Genomic DNA, 21,191 nt, shown 5'->3' with positions numbered 1-21,191 from the left:
CGGTGAGTGCATGAACAGAATTCTAAATATCAACCAATAGCCCCGGTAGTTGGGCAAATTGCGTCTCAGCGTTCTATTTATCGGACGATGGGTGCGGGGCTTTCGGGCCAGGGATGCCGTGGCGCTGCTGCGTATCGCATTCGCGTTGGGCGTTTTCACGATACTCCGTCGCCATGAAATCCAGTAGCTCGCGCACGGCGGGCAGCAGCCCCCGCCGTGAGGGGAACACCGCATGGACGGCGCCCGGCTCCGGCACCCAGGGCGCGCCCACCGGCACCAGCGTGCCCGCGTCCAATTCTTCGCGAATCATCATCAGGGGCAGTGCGGCCACTCCCACGCCGCGCATCGTGGCCTGCTTCAGCGCCAGCATGTCGTCGGTGACCAGGCGCGGGGTGAACGCTACGTTCTGACGCACGCCATCGGGCCCGTCCAGCCGCCACTGGCATTCGCGCTGTTCCGTGCCCAGCGCCAACGTGGGCAGTTCGGCAATCCTGGCAACGTCGGCGTCCGGCGGCAGCCTGCGGGCCAGCGCGGGGCTGGCGACCAGGCTCTGGCAGCTCGTGCCCAGCGGCTTCATGACCAGATCGCTGTTTTCCAGGGGACCAAAGCGCACGCGCACGGCCAGGTCAAAGCCTTCGCGCAGCACGTCCACGGAACGCGAAAAGCTCTTCAAATACACGTGCACCTTGGGGCACTTCTGCATGAACCGCGCGACCACATCGCCCAGAAAGTAATAGATCAAAGCGGGCGGCGCGCTCATCCGTATCGTGCCTTGCGGCTCGGCATGCGTGCGGTCGATGACGTCTTGTGCGGCCTCGGCGCCGGCCAGCATCGACAGGCACTGGTCGTAATATTCCTGCCCCAGCTCGGTCACGGCAAAGGTGCGGGTGGAACGCTGGATCAGCCGCACGCCCAGCCGTTCTTCCAGCAGGGCAATGCGGCGGCTGAGGCGGGATTTGGGGATGTCCAGCGCGCGGCCCGCGGGCGCGAAGCCGCCGTGTTTCACGACCTGGACAAAGTAGTAAAGATCATTCAAATCGTGCATGACTTCCCGCGCTTTCGGAATTAAGACGTAGCGGGAGCATATAACGCGATGACGGCCGCGCGGGCCCTAAGCCGAACTCAGGCGGCCGCGCCCACCGATTCTTCTTTCCAGCGCTGCTTGTCGCGCAGGGGCGGGGTGCCGAACAAACGGCTGTATTCGCGACTGAATTGCGACGAACTTTCGTAGCCCACGGCGTGCGCGGCCAAGGCCACGCCGGCGTCATCGCTCAACATCAGCCGGCGCGCTTCCTGCAAGCGCAGGTGCTTCTGGTATTGCAGCGGGCTCATGGCGGTGGCCTGCTTGAAATGGTGATGCAAGGACGACACGCTCATGTGCACGTCGCGCGCAATTTCTTCCACGCGCAGCGGTTGCGCGTAGTTGTCGCGCAGGATACGGATGGCCTTGGCCACGCGGTTGAGCTGGCTGTCTTGCAGCACCGTCTGGCGCAGCACGACGCCCTGGCCGTTCATCAGCAGCCGGTACAGCAGCTCGCGCTTGACCATGGGCGCCAGGATGGGGATGTCGCGCGGGGTGTCCAACAGCCGCAGCAGCCGCAGCACCACGTCCAGCAGCGAGCCGCCCAGGGGATTGACGCACAGCGCGCGCGAAGCCTCGGCGGGCACCAGCGGCGGCAGGTTTTCGTCGCTGATCAGCTCGGCGATTTCCTCGGGGTTCAGGTCCAGCCGCAAGCCCAGGTAGGGCAGGGTGGGGCTGGCCACCGACACCTTGGCCACCACAGGCAGGTCCACCGACGAGATCAGGTAATGAAAGGGGTCGTATTCAAAGCTCTCGTCGCCGATCAACAAGCGCTTGGAGCCTTGCGCGATGACGGCCAGCGCGGCTTTTTGCAAACCAGGCTTGGCGCCGGTCGGTTGCGACAGGCGATGCAGATACAAGCCTTCGATGGGTGTATCCAACGAGCCCTCCAGCGTGCCCGTCATGCGGTCCAAGGTGCAAAGCAGCTCGCGGCGGGCGGGCTCGTAAGCACCGTCCAAGCCGGGAATATTGACGGAAGCTTCGGTTTGCTCGGTAGTAATAGGCATGGAGGCTCCGAGAGGGGCGCGGGCCTGGCGGCGGCACAGGCGCGGCGGAATAAGGGGCGGGCTCCAGTGTATGCCCGCTGTGGGCGCGCCGAACCGGGGCCAGATAGGCTATGGAGAAATGGGCAAAAAATCAGGAGGATCGGGCGTATGCCTGATTCTCCGGCACACCCGCCAGAGAATCAGGCAAAAAACGGGCAGGATCAAGCAGCGCGTGGCGGCCGCTTGCGACGCATACTGTTCGCACCCCGGCCAGTTGCGTTCGGCGTCCCATCCCGGGGCGCACGGATCCGCCGCGCCGCAGAAGGAGCACCACCATGCGATACAAGAAATTTGGCAGCACCGGCCTATTCGTTTCGGAACTCTGCCTGGGCACCATGACCTTCGGCGGCGAAGGCGAGTTGTGGAGCAAGATCGGCAACCTGCAACAGGAAGACGCCAACCGTCTGGTCGGTCGCGCCCTGGAAGCGGGCGTCAACTTTATCGACACGGCCGACGTCTATTCCGAGGGGCGCTCGGAAATCATCACCGGCCAGGCGCTGCGCGATTTGAAGGTCGCGCGAGACGACGTCGTCATTGCCACAAAGGTGTTCGGCCAGACTGGCGCGGGCGTGAATGCGCGTGGCAATTCGCGTGTGCACATCCTGGATGGCGTGAAGAAAAGCCTGTCGCGCTTGCAGCTGGATCATATCGACCTCTACCAGATCCACGGCTTTGACCCGGCCACGCCCATTGAAGAAACCGTGCGCGCGCTGGACACGCTGGTCCAGCATGGCCACGTGCGTTACGTGGGCGTGTCCAACTGGGCGGCCTGGCAGATCATGAAGGCGCTGGGCATCGCCGAACGCCTGGGGCTGGCGCGCTTTGAATCGCTACAGGCGTACTACACAATTGCCGGGCGCGACCTGGAGCGCGAGCTGGTTCCGATGCTGCAAAGCGAAGGCGTCGGCCTGATGGTGTGGAGCCCGCTGGCAGGCGGCTTGCTCAGTGGTAAATACAGCCGTGACGGCTCTGCCGAAGCCGGCAGCCGCCGCGCCGCCTTCGACTTCCCGCCGGTGGACCGCGACCGCGCTTATGACAGCATTGACGTCCTGAAATCCGTGGCCGATGCGCGCGGCGTGTCGGTGGCGCAGGTGGCGCTGGCATGGTTGCTGCACCAGCAGGTGGTGACCAGCGTCATCATCGGCGCCAAGCGGGTAGACCAGCTGGACGACAACCTGGCGGCAGCCGCCATCAAGCTGACGCAGGATGAGCTGGCGGCGCTGGACAAGGTCAGCGCGCTGCCGCCCGAGTATCCCGGCTGGATGCACGTGCGCCAGGGCGAGTTCCGCCGCAAGCAATTGGCGGAATCGGGCGCGGTGTAAACGGCGCGGGGCCACCTGCGGCGCAAGCGCGCCCAGGTCATTGGGCGGTTCGGAGTGCGACCGAGAGCTGCGCGAAACGGGGGTGGCGCGAGTAGAATCTTCGCGTTCCGTCCCCGCCTTGAAGATCTCCCATGACACATCGCTTTCCCGCCAGCGTGCCTTCCCCAACGGTCAAGCCGTGGTTGGCTGCGCTGGCCGTCGTCGCCCTGGCAATGGCCGCGCCCGCCGGCGCCGCGCCGCAGCCCTCGTTTGACTGCGCCAAGGCGACGGCCGACGTAGACCGCGCCATCTGCGCCAGCGATGCCCTGGCCACGCAAGACGCCAGCATCGCGCGCCGCTTTGCCGAGGCCAAGAAGGCATTCGACGCCGACACCGCCCGCGCGCTGACGCAAGACCAGCGCTACTTTGTCGGCGTGCGCAACGAAGACTATGCCGTGCCCGGCAGCGCCGCCGAGCGCGTCGAAAGCTTGTCCGACCGCCTGAAATACCGCGACGCTTTTCTTGCGTCGCTGGTGCTGACGCCACGCCAGGGTTTTGAAGGCAGCTGGGACAACCTGGCTGGTGGCATCACGATCGTCCGTCAGGCCGATGGCAAGCTGATGGTCGAGGCCCAGGCCGCGCAGCCGCAGAATGCGCGCTGGTTGTGCGACGCCAGCGGCGTGGCGACGGTCAAGGGAGACACGCTGGTGGTCGAGGCGGACGACCCCGGTGGCTGGACGCTGACACTGTCGCGCAAGGGCGCGGCGCTTGTCGTGGTCGATACCCCGCCGGCCAAGGACAAGGCGGCGGGCGGCCCGCCGTATTGCGGCATGAACGGCGCGTTGGGCGGCGTCTACTTCCCCGTGCGCCAACCCTAGGCCGGCCCGTGGACGCCGACTAGAATGTGTGTCGCGTTGCCGTAGGCACGCTCTTCGTTTGAAGGGAATCGCGTGGCCATTCCGTATTTGCGCCGGCTGACGGCGGTCAGCCGCAGCCCGCAAGCCAACAGGCACCTTGCCTATTTTCTGACCTTTACCGCCGGCGCGGTAAACGCGGGCGGGTTTCTGGCCGTCCAGCAGTACACCTCGCACATGTCCGGCATTGTCTCGATGATGGCGGACCACATGGCGCTGGGCGGCATCGTGGTGGTGTTGCAGGGCATGGCGGCGTTGCTGTCGTTTCTGGCGGGCGCGGCCAGTTCCGCGTTCCTGATCAACTTCGGGCGGCGGTCCCATCTGGCTAGCGAATACGCCTTGCCGCTGCTGGTGGAAGCCGTGTTGCTGCTGCTGTTCGGCTTGCTGGGCGCCAACCTGGAAACGCTGCGCTGGTTCTATGTACCGGGCACCGTGATGCTGCTGTGCTACATCATGGGCCTGCAAAACGCGATGATCACCAAGGTGTCGCGCTCTGAAATCCGCACCACGCACGTCACGGGCATGGTGACCGACATCGGTATCGAACTGGGCAAGCTGTTTTACTGGAACGTGGCGAAAAGCGATGCCCAGCACACGCCGCCGGTGCGCGCAGACCGCGGCAAGCTGATCGTGCTGAGCCTGATGGTCACGCTGTTTTTTGTAGGCGGCGTGACGGGCGCGTACTCGTTCTTCCACTTTGGCTTCGGGTCGACCTGGCCCCTGGCGCTGCTGCTGACCTTGTTGGCCGCCGTGCCGATCGGGGACGACCTGCGCAGCCTGATGCGGCGCGTCTAGCGCATCACCGCTTGGCCTTGCGCACGACGGCGTGGCCCAGGAACACTTGCAGCGCGGCCAGGGTTTCGTAATGCAGGTTCTTCAGACGGGCGTCTTTGGCCGCTTCGGTGATGGCGGTGCCCTGGGCGTTCAGGGGATACGGCTCATCCAGCAGGCGCGCCATGTCGATCTGGTAAAAACTGGCGTCGCCATAGGGCCGCTTGCCGTCGATCATGGGCATCGGCCAGAAACGATCGCCTTCGCGCAGCACGGCTTGCAGCTCTTGCGGGCCGGCCTCGCGCCACACCGCAGCGCGCAACACTGTCAGATGTTCGGCGCGCAGCCTGAAGCCGCCTTGCGCGTCCACGCCGCTTTGCGGGAAGTCGAATGTGTCTTTCATCTCGGCCGGCACCGTGTAACGGCCCGGGGCGAGTTTGCCCGCCGACGTCACAAAGCCCGGCACCACGCGGCACACTTCGGCCAGGCGTTGGATGACCAGCGCATCGTCCGACGTTTTCAGTGCGCGGCGAGCGGCCGCCAGCGTGTCCGGGCCACCGAGCAACGGCTGTTCAAAATCGATGCCCGGCGCGCCGGATTCGATCGGCATCCATTGCACGCGCAGCAAACGTATCAGCGCTGCGTGCTGGGCCGTGATCGGAATGGCTTCGATCGGCGTGGCGAAGACTTGCCGAATGATGGGCTTGCGGTCGATAGCGGCCAGTGCGCGTAGCGGCGCCAGCAGCAGCCCGCCCAGGCCCAGCCTTAGACCCAAACTTAGCCTTAAACCCAGACCCAGACCCAAACCCAGACCCAGACCCCGGCCCGGCCCCGCCAGCAGCTGGCGACGCGTCATCATGGCGCGTCCGCTCATTTGCGCAACTCGTCCAGCGCGGACTGGGCCAGTGGGTAACCGGGCTGGATTCGCAAGGCGTCTTCATAAGACAAGCGCGCGTCGGTCTGCCGGCCCAGGCGCCGCAGCAAATTACCCTGGTTGGTCAGAATCAGCGCGCTGGCGGGTTTGGCGCGCACGGCCTTTTGGTAGGCTTCCAGCGCGTCGGCCTGGCGGTCCATGCTGTCCAGCAACGCGGCCTGAAGGTTGTAGCCGATGCTCCAGTCCGGGAAACGGCTGGTCAGCGCTTGCGCGGTAGCCAGGGCGTTGGGCAGGTCTTTGCGTTGTGCCTGGGCGCCGGCTTTGTTGACGTACGCCCATTTGTCGTCCGGATTCAGCTTGATGGCTTCGTCAAACAGGTCCTGGGCGGCGGGCAGGTTGCCTTGCTGCGCTTGCAGCTTTCCCAGGAACAGCCTGACGTCGGCGTTGCGGGGGTCTTGCTTGGCCATCTCTTCGGCCACGCGCTGCGCCTCTTGCGGGTCGTTGGCTCGCAGCGCGGCGGATATCCGCGAGTTCAGCGTCTGCATCGCGGGCGGCAGTTGCTGGACGCGCGCGTGCAACGCTTCGTTTTCGGCGCGCAGCTCGGCTTGGTACGCGTGGTCCAGCTGTGCGGCGCCTTGTGCGTGGGCGGCGGGCAAGGCCAGGGCGGCAAGCGCCGATCCCAGTAAGCAGGCAAGCAAACGGCGGCGTAGGGGCGCAAGCATGGCGGTCGGCGGTTCCTGAAGCGGTTGGGCAAGCGGGGCGGAGTGTTGGACGCCTACGATACCGGAAGCGCGGCGCGCGGTAAAAAAAGAGAGGCTGAAAAAGTCAGCATCGCGCCAACAGCAAGCAACAGTAAGCCCACAGCAAACAAACAGCACGCCCACATCGCGCCCACATCGCGCTGCAAAACGCGCCACGAAAAAGCCGAACGCAAAAAAGCCCGGCGCTTGGGCCGGGCCTGGAACCACGGCCCCGCAGGGCCGGCTCCCAATCAGTTGGGCATCAGTACCGTGTCCACGACATGGATCACGCCGTTGGACTGATAGACGTCGTACGTGCTGATGGTCGACATACCGCCCTTTTCGTCCTTCAGGGTCAGGTTGTGCTTGCCGTTCATCATCACCCAGAGCTTGCCGCCGCTGGCCGTTGTCAGTTCCGTCTTGCCGCCGCCCTTCTTGATCTTGGCCGCCAGCGCGTCGAAGTCCAGCTTGCCGGGCACCACGTGGTAAGTCAGGATTTTGGTCAGCGTGGCCTTGTTTTCAGGCTTGACCAGCGTGTCGACCGTACCGGCGGGCAGCTTGCCGAAGGCGGCGTTGGTGGGCGCGAACACCGTGAACGGGCCCTTGCCCTGCAACGTATCGACCAAACCCGCCGCCTTCACCGCAGCCACCAGCGTCGTGTGGTCCGCGGAATTGACCGCGTTGGCGACGATGTTCTTGGTGGGCATCATCGCCTGGCCGCCCACCATGATGTCAGCCGCGAAAGTGGGCGACATGGTCAGGGCAGAGGTAGCGATGGCAATCTGGGCTAGCAATTTCATGACGATCTCCTTTTGTGTGGCCGTCATGAGGAGATACGGGGCTGGCCTTCGATTGGATGCGCGAATTCTTCCTGGGACAAACCCTGATCAGATGACCTTGCCGCTAAGCACGACCGGGCCGGTCGGGATGCCATTGGGCGCGCCGCCGTCCGGTTCCAGCGTAATGGCAACGGTGTCACCCTGTTGCGGCAGCTGGCTGGGAGCCAGCACCGTGGTCTGGCCGGGTAGCACCACGCCCAGCGAGCGGGGCGCCTGCCCCGGCGAAATGGCCCACAGCTCCAGCGCGCGGCCATCCGCCAGCGCGACCAAGTCCTGCATGGGCTGCACGGCCAGACGGTTGTCCGGCAGGGTGTTCACGACCATGGCGCCGGGCACCTTGTCGTTCGACAACACGGCAACGGTGCGGACCTGGACAGGCTCGGTGGGCGGCTTGAGCATCAGGAAGGCCAGTACCACCACGGCGGTTGCCAGGCCCGCGGACACGGCGCGCCACCAGGACAGGGCACGCGGGGGCGCCGACGTGCGGGCGGCGGCGGGGGCCGGCGCGATGCGCGCGGCAATGGCTTTCCAGACATGCGCGGGCGGGGTTTCGGGCGGCAAGGCCAATGCCAAGGGCAGCAGGCGGTCTTCCCATTCGGCCACGGCGCGGCGCAGGCCGGCGTCGTCGCGCATCAGTGTGATGAAGCGTTGCCGCGCACCCGCGCGCAAACCGCCCAGCACGTAATCGGCGGCCAGGCGGTCCTGCAATTCGGGGTGGCGGTAGTTCATTCCAAGCACCTTTTCAGCCGTTGCAAGCCCCGGCGTATCCAGCTCTTTATCGTTCCCAGCGGCGTGTCCAGGCGCGCCGCGATGTCGGGATGCGCCAGGTCGTCAAAAAACGCCATGGCGATGGCAACGCGTTGCGGCCCTTCCAGTTCGCCCATGCAATCAGCCAGCCGACGGCCTTCCTGGTTGCTTTGCAGACGCGCCAGCGGACCCGGACTGTCATCGGCCATGGCCAGGGTCAACGTGTCGTCCGGGTCCGGCACCACCACATCGGGCCGACGAAGGCGGTCGATGCAGCGATTGCGAACGATGCGAGTCATCCACGTCATCGGCTGGCTTTGCGTGGCCTGATACTGCCCGGCCTGGCGCCAGATCGATACGAAACACTCTTGCAGCACGTCTTCCGCGGCGGCCTGGTCTCTCAACATACGTCTGGCCAGCGCAAACAGATGCGGGGACGCAAGGCGATAGACCTCCGCCAGGGCGGGTTCGCGTTTTTCCGCGCACTGGCCAAGCAGGGTCTGAAGGTGTTGAGCGTCGGGCATCGGTTCCTAAGGGGTAAGGGCATGCTGGTGCAGAGCATACCGGCCTGTGACGCCGGCGTCACTGTGTTGGCGTCACTTATTTATCCCGGCACTACAATGCCCGGCACCGGATCGCGCGTCAGCGCGCGCGCCGCAGGTGGCCCGGTACGCCGGGCGCGCCGCCGTCCCGGGCCCCGGCCGGCCCGGCAAAAAGCGTATAGCTTGCAATCGAAACACAGGAGGAGCAGACAGGACATGGACGCAGAATTCTGGTTGGAACGCTGGCGCGAAGGGCGCACGCACTTTCATCAAACCCGGATTACGCCGCTCTTGCAGAAGTATTGGCCCACGTTGGCCGTACCGAAGGGGGGTCGGGTTTTGGTGCCGCTATGCGGCAAGTCGCTGGACATGGTCTGGCTGGCGGCGCAGGGGCACACCGTGCTGGGCGTGGAACTGTCGCAGCTGGCGGTGGAACAGTTCTTCAGCGAAAACGAGTTGCGCCCGGTCACGCATGAATCCGTCTACGGCACGCACTACGTGGCGGGCAACATTGAAATCATCCGCGGCGACATCTTCAAGCTGGATTCCCAGCTGCTGTCGCACTGCGTGGGCGCTTACGACCGCGCGGCGCTGGTCGCCTTGCCCGAGGACATGCGCGGCGACTACGTGCGCCACGTATACGGGCAGCTATCGCCCATTGCCCGGGGCTTGCTGATTACGCTGGACTATCCGCAAGAAGAAATGGCGGGGCCGCCGTTCGCGGTGCTCGACAGTGAAGTGCAAGCCCTCTTCGCGGGCGTGGCGCCGGCGGTCATCATCGACCGCCGCGACATCCTCGACAAAGAACCCAAGTTCCAAGGGGCGGGCGTCAGCCGGCTTGACACGGTGGTGTACCGACTGGGCGTGCAAGGCGCCTGATCCGCAGTGCGGGCGGCGGCGCGGCGTGCCTACAGGCTTACAGGCTCAGGTCATCAGCCAGCCGCCCGCCACATCCAGCACTTGGCCGGTCACGAACCGCGCTTGGTCGGACGCAAAAAACAGGCAGGCGTCGGCCACTTCCTCGGGGGTGCCCAGACGCCGCAGCGCCGTCACCCGCGCCACGGCGTCGTTGATTTCCTGCGGCACGCTTTTCAGCAGCGGCGTGCTGATGCGCCCCGGCGCCAGCCCGTTCACCGTCACGTTGAATTCACCCAGCTCGGCAGCCCAATGCCGGGTCAGCCCAAGCAGCCCCGCCTTGGTGGCCGCGTAGTGCGCCGCCACGATGTCGCAATACGCCTTGCCCGCCACCGACGACATGTTGATCACGCGACCCTGGCGCTGCTGGACCATGTGCGGGGTGGCCAGGCGCGTCATGTAGAACACGCTGTTCAGGTTGACGGACACCACCTTGTCCCATTCGCCGGGCGGCATTTCCCAGACCTTCAATGCGCGCCCGTCCGTTTTGGGCGAAATGCCGACATTGTTCACCAGGATGGTTGCCGCGCCCAGTTCGGCGGTGATGCGATCGTAGGCCGCCTGGCACTGGTCGAAGTGCGCGACGTCGGCGGGCACGAAGGCGACGTCGTGGCCGCGTTTTTGCAGGACCTTTTCATAGGCCTGTCCAGCCTGGGCATTGAAATCGATCAGCCCGACGCGGCCGCCTTCGGCCACAAAACCTTCGACGATGGCCGAACCGATGCCGCCCACCGCGCCTGTCACGATGGCGACCTGGCCATCAAAGCGTCCGCTCATGCCTGCACCTTCAGCATGATCTTGCCGATGTGCCGGCTGCTTTCCATCAAGGCATGCGCGCGGTGGGCGTCGGCCAGCGGGAAGACCTCATGGATCAGCGGCAGGCATTGCCCTTGTTCCATCAACGGCACCACCTTTTCCGCCAGGGAACGGGCAATGGCGCCCTTGTCCTCGTCGGAACGCGGGCGCAGCGTCGACCCGGTGAATTGCAGGCGCTTGGTCATGATGGGCAGGGCGTCGATCTCGGCCTTGCTGCCTTCCAGGAAGGCGATCTGCACCAGTCGGCCGTTCACCGCCAGCAGCCTGATGTTCTTGTTGATGTACGACCCGCCCACCATGTCCAGGATGACGTCCACGCCCGTGCCCTGGGTGGCGTCGCGCACGGCGGTTTCGAAGTCGGTGTCGCGGTACAGCAGCGCGTGATGCGCGCCGGCTTTCACGCAGGCGTCCGCCTTGGCCCGGTTGCCCACGGTGGTCCAGACCTGCGCGCCGAACGCGCGGGCCAGCTGAATGGCCGTCAGCCCGATGCCGCTGGAGCCGCCATGCACCAGGAACTTCTCGCCGGCGGACAGGCGGGCGCGGTCAAACACGTTGGTCCACACGGTGAAGTAGTTTTCGGGAATGGCGGCGGCGGTCAGCATGTCCAGCCCGCGCGGCACGGGCAGGCAGTGGCGCTCGTCGGCCAGGCAATACTGGGCATAGCCGCCGCCGGGCGTCAGCGCGCAGACGGCGTCGCCCACCTTCCACGCGGTGACATCGGGGCCGATACCGATGATGGTGCCGGACACTTCCAGCCCCAGGTAGGGGGATGCGCCCGGTGGCGGCGGATACGAGCCCGAGCGTTGCAGCACGTCGGGGCGGTTGACCCCGGCGTAGGCCACTTCAATCAGCACCTGGCGGCCGGTGGGCTCTTCCATGTCGCGTTGGGCGACCTGCATGCAATCGGGCGCGCCGCCCTTGCCATGGTCGATGAATGTGCAGCGTAGGGACATAAGGGAATCCTGGAGTTCAGTGGCCCAGATAGGCCTTTTTGACATGGGGGTCGCTAAGCAGCTCGGCGCCGGTGCCGGTGCGCACGATGGCGCCGTTTTCCAGCACGTAGCCCCGATCGGCAAGCCGCAGCGTGCGGAACACGTTTTGCTCGACCAGCAGCACCGTCACGCCATGCGACGTCACGTTGCGGATGATGTCGAACATCTGCTGCACCAGCAGCGGCGACAAGCCCAGCGAAGGCTCGTCGAACACCAGCAGCTTGGGGTCCGCCATCATGCCGCGCGCAATCGCCACCATTTGCTGTTCACCGCCCGACAGCGACCCGGCATACTGCGACAGGCGTTCTTTGACGCGCGGGAAAATGCGCAGCACTTCGTCCAGCTTGCGGGCCACGATGGGGCGCGCCGCGCGCTTGTACGAACCCATCAGCAGATTGTCTTTGACCGTGAAGTGCGGAAACAGCTGGCGGCCTTCGGGAATCATCGTGATGCCCGCATCCACGATGTCGTACGGGTTGCGGTTGGTCAGGTCCTGCCCTTCGAATTCAACCTTGCCCTGCATGGCCGGAATGACGCCGCACAGCGTCTTGAGCGTGGTGGTCTTGCCCGCGCCGTTCGCGCCGATAAGCGTCACGATTTCGCCGGCATTCACTTCGAAGTTCAGGCCGTTGAGCACCTGGCTCTTGCCATAGCCCGACGACAGATTCGACACCTTAAGCATCCTGGTACTCCTTGCCCAAATACGCCTCGATGACGGCGGGGTTCTCGACCACGTCCTTCGGTGCGCCGCTGACCAGCACGGCGCCTTCGTTCAGGACGATGATGCGGTCGGACAGCGCCATCGTGGCTTGCATCATGTGTTCGATCAGCAGCACCGACACGCCCGAATCGCGGATGCGCCGGATCATCTGGATCGACTTCTCGATGTCGGTCGGGTTCAACCCCGCCATCACCTCATCCAGCAGCAGGATGCGCGGCTTGATCGCCAGCGCGCGGGCGATTTCCAGCCGCTTCATGCCGCCCACCGTCAGACTGCGCGCCTCGGTGTTCAGGTACTTGAGCAGGTCCGTCTGTTCCGCCACTTTCAGGGCGATCTGCTCCGCTTCGTCACGGTTGGACGTGCGGATGAACGCACCCAGCATGATGTTCTCAAGCACCGTCAGGCCGGTGAACGGCTTGGCGATCTGGAACGTGCGGCCCAGGCCCTTGTGCGCGAACTCGTCCGGCGTCTTGCAGGTGACCCAGTTGCCGTCGGCGTCCAGCATCGAAATATCGCCCTTGTCCGGCGACAAAAAGCCCGACAGCAAATTGAACACCGTGGTCTTGCCCGCGCCGTTCGGCCCGATCATGCCCAGGATTTCGTTCTGGTTCAGCGTTAGCGATACGTCGTTGGTGGCGCGCAGCCCGCCGAAACTCTTGAACAGCTTGTCCGCCTTCAAGACAGGCTGGTCGGATCGGGTCGCGGCGCGCAGCCGCAGTTCGTCGGCCAGCTTCGGCTTCTTGCGCGGCGTGCCCAGATACGGCAAGCGCGCCAGCCCGCGTTCAATGGCGGGGCCGAAGGCGCCCGCCAGCCCACGCGGAATCGTCAGCACCACGGCCACCAGGATCAGGCCGTAGATCAGCCCGTGCATGCCGTTGCCCACGCTGGACAGCCAGCCGCGCGCCAGCTCGGCGATGGGCAGCACCAGGAACGTGCCGGCAATCGGCCCGGCCACCGTGCCCAGGCCGCCGATCAGCGCAAACATGGCCACCTGGATCGACAGCTCCAGCGAGAACGCGGAACTGGGATCCACGAAGGTCAGGTAGGTGATGTGGAAGGTGCCGATGATGCTGGTCAGCATGGCCGAGACGACGGCCGCGATGATCTTGACCCGCACGGTATGGATGCCCACGGCCAGCGCGGCGTCCTCGCGTTCGCGGATCGCGATCAGGTAGTGGCCGATGCGCGACTTGCGTATCGCCCACGACACCCACGTCACGAACAGGAACAGGCCGAACGCGATGATCACGTAGTTCATCTTTTCGCGGAACACGATCCACGCCCAGCCGATATTGAGCGGCAGACTGATGCCGCTGGAACCGCCCGTCCAGCTTTCCTCGTGGATGACCAGCAGCCGCACCACCTCCAGGATGGCGATGGTGGCCAGCGCGAAGAAGGGCCCGCGCAGCCGCAACGTGGGATAGCTGATCAGGATGGCGACGGCGGCCGAGATGGCCGCGCCCGCCAGCATGCCGATCCACGGCGAAATGCCGAAGTTCTGCGTCAGCAGCGTGGCGGTGTAGCCGCCGATGCCGTAGAACACGGCATGGCCCAGCGACAACTGGCCGGCGTAGCCGCCGACGATATTCCACGCCACGGACAGCGAGGCAAAGACGAACAGCAAGACAAAAAGGTTGGTCCAGAAAGGCGTGCCCATGACGGCGGGCACGAGGAACATCACGATCAGCAAAATCAGGCTGACGTAGGCTTTGGGGCTTCGAAAGTCGGGAAACACGTCTCGCTCCTTGTGGCTCTGATCACTCTGTGCCGACGCCGAACAGGCCGTTCGGTCGCAGGACAAGGATCAAGAGGAAGATCCCGAAATACACGACCTCTTTCAGGTCGGGGGCGATGTAATAACCGGCCAGCGTATCGACGATGCCGATGATCATGGAGCCGGCCACGGCGCCATACAGGCTGCCCAGTCCGCCCAGCACCACGATCACGAAGGCGGTCAGCACGAAGTACGTGCCCACCGTCGGAAACACCGGATACTGCGGCGCCAGCAGGCCGGCCGCGATGCCGACGAACGCGGTGCCCAGGCCGAAGGCGATGGCGTAGACGTTGTTCACGTTGACGCCCATCAGTGTGGCGGCATAGCGATGCTGGGCCACGGCGCGCAGCGCGCGGCCCAGGTAGGTGCGATGCATGAACAGGTGCAGCAGCACGGCCAGGCTGATGCCGATCACGAAGGTGATCAACTGCCCGGTCACCATCGAGAAGTTGCCCACGTCGATGGCGTTCGTGCCCAGCTCCACCGGCGCGCGATACACGTTGGCGCCGAAGATCACCAGCGCCAGGTTCAGCAAGATGGTGGACACGCCCACCGTGGCGAAAATCTGAATGTGCTGGTCGGCATTGAGCAGCGGCTGGATGATGCCTTTTTGCGTCAGCGCACCCAGCGCGAACAGGATCACCGCAACGGGAACCAGCCCCACATACGGGTGGACGCCGAATTGCGCGGCAATCAGATAAACCAGATACATGCCGATCATCAGGAACTCGCCGTGCGCGAAGTTCACGACACGCACGACGCCGAAAATCAGTGTCAGCCCCAGGCTGATGATGGTGTATGCGCCGCCCAGCAACAGGCCGTTGATGACCAGTTGAATGAAGATATCCATGGTGCAACCTCTTAGAGCGGGATGCGGCCCCGGCGCGGCTGCTGCATTGGCGGCCGCGCCGGGGCGCGCGTGTCCCGGGAAACATCAGGCGCCCCCGAGCGCCTGATCACTGGCGTCGCGCTTACTTCTTGAAGACGGGCTTGCCAAGTGCGAGGTTGCTGGGCGCAATGGTGACGAGCTTGCCGTCTTGCCACTGCATGACGTAGAACGTGGAGGCGTTGTTCTGGCCGTCTTCGCCGAAGTCGAACGCCCAGCCGTTGGCCGTTTGGCCGGCCGGCTTTTTGTAGGCCATGACGGCGGCGCGGATCTTGTCCTTGTCGGTGGACTTGGCGTTGCCGATGGCTTCAAAGAAAGCCTTGGCGCCCACGTAGTTCGTCAGGCTGTGGCCCGACTGCGGGTCGCTCTTGTAGGTGGCTTTGTAGGCTTGCAGGAACTTGTCCAGGCCCGGCGCGCCGGCCGGGTTGATGGACGACTGGGGAAAGTCCAGGTCGAACACGCCGTTCATGTCGGCTCCCACGGCCTTGGCCGTATCGGCCAGCGAATAGCCGCCGCCCGCGCCGATCACGACCTTGGGCTTGAAGCCCGCGGCGCGTGCCTGGCTGAAGTACAGGATGGCGTCGTTCTGGTAGGCCGTTTGCAGCACGACGTCGACCTTGGCGCCCTTCAGGCGCAGGATCAACGACGACAGGTCAACGGTCTTGGCGGAATACGGCAGCACTTCGGCCACGGTGTAGCCCAGTTCCTGCGCGCGCTTTTTCTCGGTGGCCGCCACGTCGGTGCCATAAGGCCCGTCTTCGTGGATGATGCCGATCTTGATGTCCTTGGGGTTCAGCCCCATGCCCGGGGCAATGGTGTCATGCAGCGCGTTGACCACCGACACGCCGTACAGCGCCGTATTCGGGTTGCTGCGGAACAGGTACTTGTAGCCGCGCGTGGTGATCTTGTGGGCGGTGGCGCCCAGTTCAAAGTACGGCACGCCGGCCAGTTCCGTCACGGGCGAGGCCGCGTAAGAGATGCCCGATGCGTAGCTGCCGAACACGCCCACCACGTTGGCCGAAATCAGGCGCTTGGTTTCCGATACGGCCTGCGTCGGGTCCACGGCGTCCGCCTTGATGATTTCGATCTTCTCTCCGTTGACGCCGCCGGCGGCGTTGATCTCGTTGACGGCCAGCTCCAGACCGCGATAGCTCTCTTGACCCAGGAGCGCGAGCGCACCGCTGAACGGGAAGAGGGCGCCCACTTTCATATCGGCCGCTGCGGTGCCGCTTGCCAGTGCGCCACACACGCCCAGCGCCAAAATAATTTTATTGAACTTGAACACTGTCTACGCTCCTTTGTCGGTATGGGATGCGGACTGTCTTGAGTGCTGTCCGTCTTTTTTTAAATATATGATATATGCGCCGGTCAGGTACAAAAACCCCGCCTTGGATTCTAGTGGGGGCCGCAGCAAGCCGAATCGGGGAATTCCCTAAAGCCGCATGAATAAAGCCTTAGCGGCCGATGGCGCCGGAAATTAACCGCAATATTCCGCCTGGCGAAAGGGGCCGGGCCCCTGGCGCGGGGTACCACGGAAAGTCTGGAAATTTCCGCGCTTCGTCATATATCGTATATGATCGAACGCGAGCTTTTCCATAAAAACCAGGAGACAACAGCATGTTCGAGGAAGTCGATTTCGCTGGCAAAAAGGTGCTGATCACCGCGGGCGCGGATGGTCTGGGTTTGGAGATGGCCAAGGTTTTCCACCACGCCGGCGCCACGGTTTTCGTCTGCGACGTGAACGAAACCAGAGTGGCCGCCATCCCGTCCGAGCTGCCGGGCGTGCAGGCCATGGTGGCCGACGTGTCCGACGAAGACAGCGTGGGCGCGCTCTTTGCCGCCGTCAAGAAAAAATTGGGCGGGCTGGACATCCTGATCAACAACGCGGGCGTTGCCGGCCCCACGGGCTATGTCGAAACCTTGTCCAAGGCCGACTGGGACCGCACGCTGGCCGTGAACATCACCGGCCAGTTTCTTTGCGCGCGCCAGGCCATCCCCCATTTGAAGCAGTCCAAGGCGGGCGTGATGATCAACCTTTCGTCCGCTGCCGGTCATCTGGGCTTTGCCGGACGCTCGGTGTATTCGGCGTCCAAGTGGGCCGTGATCGGGTTCACCAAGTCCCTGGCGATTGAGCTTGGCCCGCACGGCATCCGCGTCAACGCCATCCTGCCGGGCGCCGTGGAAGGCCCGCGCATCCGCGCCGTGATCGCCGCGAAGGCCGACACGCTGGGGCGGCCGGTTGAGGAAATTGCCGCGCAGTACGAAAACCAGGCGGTGCTGGGCCGCATGGTCACTGCGCGTGACATCGCCAACATGGTGTTGTTCAACGCCAGCGAGGCTGCCCGCAGCGTGACGGGCCAGGCCATCGTGGTGGACGGCTTCACGCAGAAGCTCTACTGATGGACGCCGATTCCGCGGCCCCCGTTGCCGCCATCATCGGCACCGGCCTGATCGGCCAGGGCTGGGCCATCGTGTTTGCGCGCATGGGCTGGCAGGTGCGTCTTCATGACGTGAATGCCGCCATGCTCGCCGAGGCCCGCACGCTGATCCTGCAACAGTTGCAGGAGCTGCAAGTGCAAGGCTTGTTGACCGACGCCGACGCCATCATCCAGCGCGTGCACGTTGCCGACAGCCTGGCCGATGCGGTCAAGGGCGCGTGCTACATCCAGGAAAACTCGCCCGAGAAGGTCGACATCAAGCGCGCCTTGTTCACCGAGCTGGATGCGGCCGCCGAGCCCGACGCGGTGATCGGCAGTTCCACGTCCAGCATCCCGGCCAGCCAGTTCACCGAGCACTTGCCAGGGCGCCATCGCTGCCTGGTGGCGCACCCCGTCAACCCGCCGTATCTGATTCCGGTTGTGGAACTTTGCCCAGCGCCGTGGACCAGTCCGGATACGCTGGAGGCGGCAAGCCGCATCATGACCGCCATCGGCCAAAAGCCCGTGCGGCTGCGTCGGGAAATCGAAGGCTTCATCTTGAACCGCCTGCAAGGCGCCTTGCTGCACGAGGCCTTCCGTCTGGCGAAAGCGGGCATCGCCAGCGCCAAGGACATCGATACCACCGTCAAGGACGGCCTGGGACTGCGCTGGTCGTTCATGGGGCCGTTTGAAACCATCGACCTGAATGCGCCCGGCGGCATTGCGGATTACTGTGCGCGCTATGGTGGGCTGTACCAGTCCATAGGCGCGGACCAAACCGAATGCGTGGCATGGGACGCGCCGCTGGTGCAAGCGCTGGCCGACGAGCGCCGCCGCTTGCTGCCGGAACCAGACCTTGCCAAGCGCCGCTTCTGGCGCGACGAAAAACTGATGCGCTTGATGCGCCACAAACAACAGGACGGAGACAACAATGGCTAAGCCCAAACAGAAAGTCGTCATCACCTGCGCCGTGACGGGCGCCATCCACACGCCCAGCATGTCGCCGCACCTGCCGGTCACGGCGGATGAGATCGCCGAAGCCGCCATCGGCGCGGCCAAGGCCGGCGCAGCGGTGCTGCACCTGCATGCGCGCGACCCCGAAACGGGCAAGCCGTCGCAAGACCCGGCGCTGTTCAAGCCGTTCCTGGAACGCATCAAGAACGAGACCGACGCCATCATCAACATCACCACCGGCGGCAGCCCGCACATGACCGTCGAAGAACGCATGCGCCCGGCCACGACGTTCAAGCCGGAGCTGGCGTCGCTGAACATGGGGTCGATGAACTTCGGCCTGTTCCCGATGCTGGACCGCTTCAAGGACCTGAAGCACGATTGGGAACGCGAGCATCTTGAGAACAGCCGGTCGCTGATCTTCCGCAACACGTACCAGGACATTGAATCGATCCTGACGCTGGGCAACGCCAACGGCACGCGCTTTGAATTCGAGTGCTACGACATCAGCCACCTGTACAACCTGGCGCATTTCGTTGACCGCGGGCTGGTCAAATCGCCGCCTTTCATCCAGTCGGTGTTCGGCATTCTGGGCGGCATTGGCCCGCACCCGGAAGACCTGATGCACATGAAGCGCACCGCCGACCGCTTGTTTGGCAACGACTATGAATGGTCCATCCTAGGTGCCGGCCGCAATCAGATGCCGCTGGCCACCATCGGCGCGGCAATGGGATCGAACGTGCGGGTCGGGCTGGAAGATTCGTTGTGGATCGGGCCGGGCCAGCTGGCCGAATCGAACCGCTCACAGGTCGAGCGCATTCGCACCATTGTCGAAGCGCTGAACCTGGAAGTGGCCACGCCCGACGAAGCGCGCGCCAAGCTGGGGCTGAAAGGGCGGGACAACGTGGCGTTCTGATCTCTGATCGGCAAGCGCGGCGGGCTGGCCTGCCGCGCTGCGGGCGGGGGCGGCGTGACTACGCGTGGCGGCGCAGCGCGTCCGCCAGCTTGGCGACGTCCAGCGGATGATCGAAGTTGGCGGCGTGGCGGGCCTTCAGGCTCAGCTCGGCCGCCAGCGTCAGGTCTGCATCGCTGGGCATGTCGGCCGCGCCCAGCTCGCGCAGGGTGGTGGGCAGGCCGACCTGCGCGTACCACTGGGTCAGGTCCGCCAGCATGCCGTCGTTGCGTTGTTCAAGGTCCAGCTGCACCAGCAGGCCGACCGCCACTTGCAGGCCATGCAGCGCGGTGGCCACGCCGCCGATCTTGGGCAGGCCGCGCGTCAACGCGTGGGCAATGGACAAGCCGCCGCTTTCAAAACCGAGACCGCTCATGAGGATCATCGCTTCCACCACGCGCTCGAATGCAGGCGTGGGCTGGCCGGTGCCGGCCGCGGCCACGGCGTCCACGCCGTCGGCCAGCAGCGTGCGCAGGCAGCCGTCCGCAATCAGTTGCGCCGTCAGCAGCGGCGCGCCGTCGTACATGTTCTTGCCGCCGTTGCGCTGGCATTGTTCCGCTTCGAATTTCTTGGACACGGCGTCGCCCAGACCGGCGCGGAAAAAATGCACGGGCGCGGTGGCAATGATGGCGGTGTCGACCAGCACGATGGTGGGGTTGAACAGCATGTGCTCAACGGCTAGGAGGTTGTGATGCGCGTCGTAGAGCACGTAGTTCTTGCTGGTGGGCGCATCGTTGGAAGCCACCGTCGGCACCGTGATCAGATGGCAGTGCGAAGACTTGGCCACCGCCTTGCCCGCATCCAGCGACTTGCCCCCGCCCACGGCGATCACCATGTCGATGCCTGCCTGTGCGGCTTGCGCGCGCAGGGCGTCGATCAGCTCGGGCGTCAGGTCGCCGTCGACGATCAGCGGTGTCACCGCAACGTCGTGCTCGGCGCACAGGCTCTCGATTCTTGGACCCAGTACGCCATGTACATAGCTGTCGATGACCAGTGCCGCGCGGCGTCCGAACAAAGTGGCGGTCTGGCCCAGAGTGTCCAATGCGCCCGCGCCTTGTATGTAGCGGCTGGGCGCGCCAAAAATCTTCAGCATGAAGTCTTCCTATTTGCGTGGCACGGGAGGGCGGTAGTCGAGCTCTTTTTCGCGTTCGACCAACCAATCGATCATGATCTTGCCGCCCCAGACCAGGTCGGCCTGGATGGCGCTGCGCGCGGCTTCGGAATCGCGCGCTTCAAGCGCTTCCAGAACGGCTTCGTGGCGATGTTCGTTTTCGGAATAGTCCAGCCCGGCGGTCTTGACGTGAAACACCTTGAGGATCGGCCCGGTAATGACCCAGAACGATTCGACGGTGCTGCGCAAGATGGGCTTGTTGCTGGCTTCCAGGATGGCGAAGTGGAACTTGCGGTTCAGGTAGCTGGCGCGCTTCGGATCGGTGGACGTGCAGGAGATGAAATCCTTTTGCAGGGCGATCAGGTTGTCCAGCTGCTTGCGCGTGATGTTCTGCGCGGCCTCGGCCGCGCCCATGCCTTCCAGGTGGAAACGGATCTGCTGGATTTCCCGCAATTTTTCCGAATTCACATAAGGCACGTAGACGGCCGTGGCCGCCTGCATTTCCAAGCCCTGTTCGCTGATGAGCCGGAAGATGGCTTCGCGTACGGGCGTGATCGACACGCCCATCTCTTGAGCCAGTTCGCCGATGATCAGGCGTTCGCCGGGTTCGTACTGCCCGTTGATGAGGGCATTGCGGATTTCGTTGTAGACCCTGACGGACAGGTTCTCTTTCTTTACCGGTTTAAGGCTGGGCATGACGTTTCGGGCTTGCTGTATTAGGGGGAACGGGTGAATCCGGGATGAATTCTAGCCCGCCATAGCCAATCCGAGCACAATGGGTATATTATATATCATATATCC

The 21,191-nt window shown here is 64.4% G+C and carries 21 protein-coding genes and 1 pseudogene; 7 read left to right on the top strand and 15 right to left on the bottom strand.

Annotated elements, in window-relative coordinates; all coding sequences use genetic code 11:
* Window positions 1-73: 73 nt before the first annotated feature.
* Together DVB37_RS20425 and DVB37_RS20420 are read right to left on the bottom strand one after the other, a co-directional pair.
* A complete protein-coding gene (locus DVB37_RS20425; protein WP_120156594.1) occupies window positions 74-1,045 on the bottom strand; it encodes a LysR substrate-binding domain-containing protein in 972 nt (323 codons plus the stop codon).
* A gap of 77 nt (window positions 1,046-1,122) precedes the next feature.
* Complete coding sequence (locus DVB37_RS20420) at window positions 1,123-2,088, bottom strand: AraC family transcriptional regulator (protein WP_046806208.1); 966 nt, start codon at window positions 2,086-2,088, stop codon at window positions 1,123-1,125.
* 314 nt (window positions 2,089-2,402) lie between these two features.
* Between DVB37_RS20420 and DVB37_RS20415 the strand changes: the two genes are divergently transcribed.
* From DVB37_RS20415 to DVB37_RS20405, 3 genes and pseudogenes are all read left to right on the top strand, one after another.
* Complete coding sequence (locus DVB37_RS20415) at window positions 2,403-3,449, top strand: aldo/keto reductase (RefSeq protein WP_120156593.1); 1,047 nt, start codon at window positions 2,403-2,405, stop codon at window positions 3,447-3,449.
* A gap of 131 nt (window positions 3,450-3,580) precedes the next feature.
* Entirely contained in the window at window positions 3,581-4,306 is a 726-nt protein-coding gene (locus DVB37_RS20410) for a lysozyme inhibitor LprI family protein (protein WP_120156592.1), read from the top strand.
* Between the two features lie 72 nt (window positions 4,307-4,378).
* A pseudogene (locus DVB37_RS20405) lies at window positions 4,379-5,131 on the top strand (YoaK family protein); the annotation flags it as partial.
* 10 nt (window positions 5,132-5,141) lie between these two features.
* On the opposite strand, the gene DVB37_RS20400 reads toward DVB37_RS20405, so the two are convergent.
* The 5 genes from DVB37_RS20400 to DVB37_RS20380 all read right to left on the bottom strand — a co-directional run bounded on the left by DVB37_RS20400 (window position 5,142) and on the right by DVB37_RS20380 (window position 8,837).
* A complete protein-coding gene (locus DVB37_RS20400) occupies window positions 5,142-5,987 on the bottom strand; it encodes a hypothetical protein (protein ID WP_240433947.1) in 846 nt (281 codons plus the stop codon).
* On the bottom strand, window positions 5,984-6,709 hold the full coding sequence (locus DVB37_RS20395; RefSeq protein ID WP_046806205.1) for a tetratricopeptide repeat protein: 726 nt from the start codon (window positions 6,707-6,709) through the stop codon (window positions 5,984-5,986). The genes DVB37_RS20400 and DVB37_RS20395 overlap by 4 nt, the downstream gene beginning before the upstream one ends.
* A 269-nt stretch (window positions 6,710-6,978) precedes the next feature.
* The gene (locus DVB37_RS20390; RefSeq protein WP_120156591.1) at window positions 6,979-7,527 is read right to left on the bottom strand and encodes a fasciclin domain-containing protein; all 549 of its coding nucleotides are present in this window, start codon (window positions 7,525-7,527) and stop codon (window positions 6,979-6,981) included.
* An 87-nt stretch (window positions 7,528-7,614) separates the two neighbouring features.
* Window positions 7,615-8,295: an anti-sigma factor domain-containing protein gene (locus DVB37_RS20385; protein WP_104144516.1), complete on the bottom strand. Its 681-nt coding sequence runs from the start codon at window positions 8,293-8,295 to the stop codon at window positions 7,615-7,617.
* A complete protein-coding gene (locus DVB37_RS20380) occupies window positions 8,292-8,837 on the bottom strand; it encodes a sigma-70 family RNA polymerase sigma factor (protein WP_120156590.1) in 546 nt (181 codons plus the stop codon). Before DVB37_RS20380 ends, DVB37_RS20385 begins: the two co-directional genes overlap by 4 nt.
* A 234-nt stretch (window positions 8,838-9,071) precedes the next feature.
* Here DVB37_RS20380 and DVB37_RS20375 point away from each other — a divergent pair, with 234 nt between their 5' ends.
* Window positions 9,072-9,734, top strand: coding sequence for a thiopurine S-methyltransferase (locus DVB37_RS20375; RefSeq protein WP_120156589.1), 663 nt, complete (start codon window positions 9,072-9,074; stop codon window positions 9,732-9,734).
* A gap of 45 nt (window positions 9,735-9,779) precedes the next feature.
* Here the strand turns inward: DVB37_RS20375 and DVB37_RS20370 are convergent, their stop codons facing one another.
* The 6 genes from DVB37_RS20370 to DVB37_RS20345 all read right to left on the bottom strand — a co-directional run bounded on the left by DVB37_RS20370 (window position 9,780) and on the right by DVB37_RS20345 (window position 16,244).
* Window positions 9,780-10,547, bottom strand: coding sequence for an SDR family NAD(P)-dependent oxidoreductase (locus DVB37_RS20370; protein ID WP_104144514.1), 768 nt, complete (start codon window positions 10,545-10,547; stop codon window positions 9,780-9,782).
* Entirely contained in the window at window positions 10,544-11,539 is a 996-nt protein-coding gene (locus tag DVB37_RS20365) for an NAD(P)H-quinone oxidoreductase (RefSeq protein ID WP_104144513.1), read from the bottom strand. The genes DVB37_RS20370 and DVB37_RS20365 overlap by 4 nt, the downstream gene beginning before the upstream one ends.
* Window positions 11,540-11,555: 16 nt before the next feature.
* Entirely contained in the window at window positions 11,556-12,260 is a 705-nt protein-coding gene (locus DVB37_RS20360; protein WP_046806198.1) for an ABC transporter ATP-binding protein, read from the bottom strand.
* Window positions 12,253-14,034, bottom strand: a complete 1,782-nt coding sequence (locus DVB37_RS20355) for an ATP-binding cassette domain-containing protein (protein WP_046806197.1) — start codon at window positions 14,032-14,034, stop codon at window positions 12,253-12,255. The genes DVB37_RS20360 and DVB37_RS20355 overlap by 8 nt, the downstream gene beginning before the upstream one ends.
* A gap of 22 nt (window positions 14,035-14,056) precedes the next feature.
* Window positions 14,057-14,923 (bottom strand): branched-chain amino acid ABC transporter permease, encoded by an 867-nt coding sequence (locus DVB37_RS20350; protein ID WP_046806196.1) that lies wholly within the window; start codon window positions 14,921-14,923, stop codon window positions 14,057-14,059.
* A 121-nt stretch (window positions 14,924-15,044) separates the two neighbouring features.
* Window positions 15,045-16,244 (bottom strand): ABC transporter substrate-binding protein, encoded by a 1,200-nt coding sequence (locus tag DVB37_RS20345; RefSeq protein WP_046806195.1) that lies wholly within the window; start codon window positions 16,242-16,244, stop codon window positions 15,045-15,047.
* Between the two features lie 332 nt (window positions 16,245-16,576).
* Between DVB37_RS20345 and DVB37_RS20340 the strand changes: the two genes are divergently transcribed.
* Genes DVB37_RS20340 through DVB37_RS20330 form a run of 3 tightly spaced genes read left to right on the top strand, consistent with a single transcriptional unit; the run spans window position 16,577 to window position 19,243 of the window.
* Complete coding sequence (locus tag DVB37_RS20340; protein ID WP_120156588.1) at window positions 16,577-17,359, top strand: SDR family oxidoreductase; 783 nt, start codon at window positions 16,577-16,579, stop codon at window positions 17,357-17,359.
* Window positions 17,359-18,315: a 3-hydroxyacyl-CoA dehydrogenase gene (locus DVB37_RS20335; protein ID WP_120156587.1), complete on the top strand. Its 957-nt coding sequence runs from the start codon at window positions 17,359-17,361 to the stop codon at window positions 18,313-18,315. The genes DVB37_RS20340 and DVB37_RS20335 overlap by 1 nt, the downstream gene beginning before the upstream one ends.
* Entirely contained in the window at window positions 18,308-19,243 is a 936-nt protein-coding gene (locus DVB37_RS20330; RefSeq protein WP_046806192.1) for a 3-keto-5-aminohexanoate cleavage protein, read from the top strand. Before DVB37_RS20335 ends, DVB37_RS20330 begins: the two co-directional genes overlap by 8 nt.
* Before the next feature lie 58 nt (window positions 19,244-19,301).
* On the opposite strand, the gene DVB37_RS20325 is transcribed toward DVB37_RS20330, so the two are convergent.
* On the bottom strand, window positions 19,302-20,372 hold the full coding sequence (locus DVB37_RS20325) for a glycerol dehydrogenase (RefSeq protein WP_120156586.1): 1,071 nt from the start codon (window positions 20,370-20,372) through the stop codon (window positions 19,302-19,304).
* 9 nt (window positions 20,373-20,381) lie between these two features.
* On the bottom strand, window positions 20,382-21,086 hold the full coding sequence (locus tag DVB37_RS20320) for a GntR family transcriptional regulator (protein WP_046806190.1): 705 nt from the start codon (window positions 21,084-21,086) through the stop codon (window positions 20,382-20,384).
* Between the last annotated feature and the right edge of the window lie 105 nt (window positions 21,087-21,191).

Source organism: Achromobacter sp. B7 (genome assembly GCF_003600685.1).
GTDB lineage: Bacteria > Pseudomonadota > Gammaproteobacteria > Burkholderiales > Burkholderiaceae_B > Achromobacter > Achromobacter spanius_B.
This window is presented reverse-complemented; position numbering and strand designations above follow the sequence as displayed.

Excerpts from the sequence above, each read along its gene's own strand:
- DVB37_RS20350 (WP_046806196.1), bottom strand. The coding sequence starts at position 14,923 with ATGGATATCTTCATTCAACTGGTCATCAACGGCCTGTTGCTGGGCGGC.
- DVB37_RS20375 (WP_120156589.1), top strand. The coding sequence starts at position 9,072 with ATGGACGCAGAATTCTGGTTGGAACGCTGGCGCGAAGGGCGCACGCAC.
- DVB37_RS20360 (WP_046806198.1), bottom strand. The coding sequence starts at position 12,260 with ATGCTTAAGGTGTCGAATCTGTCGTCGGGCTATGGCAAGAGCCAGGTG.
- DVB37_RS20380 (WP_120156590.1), bottom strand. The coding sequence starts at position 8,837 with ATGCCCGACGCTCAACACCTTCAGACCCTGCTTGGCCAGTGCGCGGAA.
- DVB37_RS20365 (WP_104144513.1), bottom strand. The coding sequence starts at position 11,539 with ATGTCCCTACGCTGCACATTCATCGACCATGGCAAGGGCGGCGCGCCC.
- DVB37_RS20425 (WP_120156594.1), bottom strand. The coding sequence starts at position 1,045 with ATGCACGATTTGAATGATCTTTACTACTTTGTCCAGGTCGTGAAACAC.
- DVB37_RS20395 (WP_046806205.1), bottom strand. The coding sequence starts at position 6,709 with ATGCTTGCGCCCCTACGCCGCCGTTTGCTTGCCTGCTTACTGGGATCG.
- DVB37_RS20410 (WP_120156592.1), top strand. The coding sequence starts at position 3,581 with ATGACACATCGCTTTCCCGCCAGCGTGCCTTCCCCAACGGTCAAGCCG.
- DVB37_RS20320 (WP_046806190.1), bottom strand. The coding sequence starts at position 21,086 with ATGCCCAGCCTTAAACCGGTAAAGAAAGAGAACCTGTCCGTCAGGGTC.
- DVB37_RS20390 (WP_120156591.1), bottom strand. The coding sequence starts at position 7,527 with ATGAAATTGCTAGCCCAGATTGCCATCGCTACCTCTGCCCTGACCATG.
- DVB37_RS20400 (WP_240433947.1), bottom strand. The coding sequence starts at position 5,987 with ATGAGCGGACGCGCCATGATGACGCGTCGCCAGCTGCTGGCGGGGCCG.
- DVB37_RS20335 (WP_120156587.1), top strand. The coding sequence starts at position 17,359 with ATGGACGCCGATTCCGCGGCCCCCGTTGCCGCCATCATCGGCACCGGC.
- DVB37_RS20385 (WP_104144516.1), bottom strand. The coding sequence starts at position 8,295 with ATGAACTACCGCCACCCCGAATTGCAGGACCGCCTGGCCGCCGATTAC.
- DVB37_RS20420 (WP_046806208.1), bottom strand. The coding sequence starts at position 2,088 with ATGCCTATTACTACCGAGCAAACCGAAGCTTCCGTCAATATTCCCGGC.
- DVB37_RS20370 (WP_104144514.1), bottom strand. The coding sequence starts at position 10,547 with ATGAGCGGACGCTTTGATGGCCAGGTCGCCATCGTGACAGGCGCGGTG.
- DVB37_RS20415 (WP_120156593.1), top strand. The coding sequence starts at position 2,403 with ATGCGATACAAGAAATTTGGCAGCACCGGCCTATTCGTTTCGGAACTC.
- DVB37_RS20330 (WP_046806192.1), top strand. The coding sequence starts at position 18,308 with ATGGCTAAGCCCAAACAGAAAGTCGTCATCACCTGCGCCGTGACGGGC.
- DVB37_RS20325 (WP_120156586.1), bottom strand. The coding sequence starts at position 20,372 with ATGCTGAAGATTTTTGGCGCGCCCAGCCGCTACATACAAGGCGCGGGC.
- DVB37_RS20340 (WP_120156588.1), top strand. The coding sequence starts at position 16,577 with ATGTTCGAGGAAGTCGATTTCGCTGGCAAAAAGGTGCTGATCACCGCG.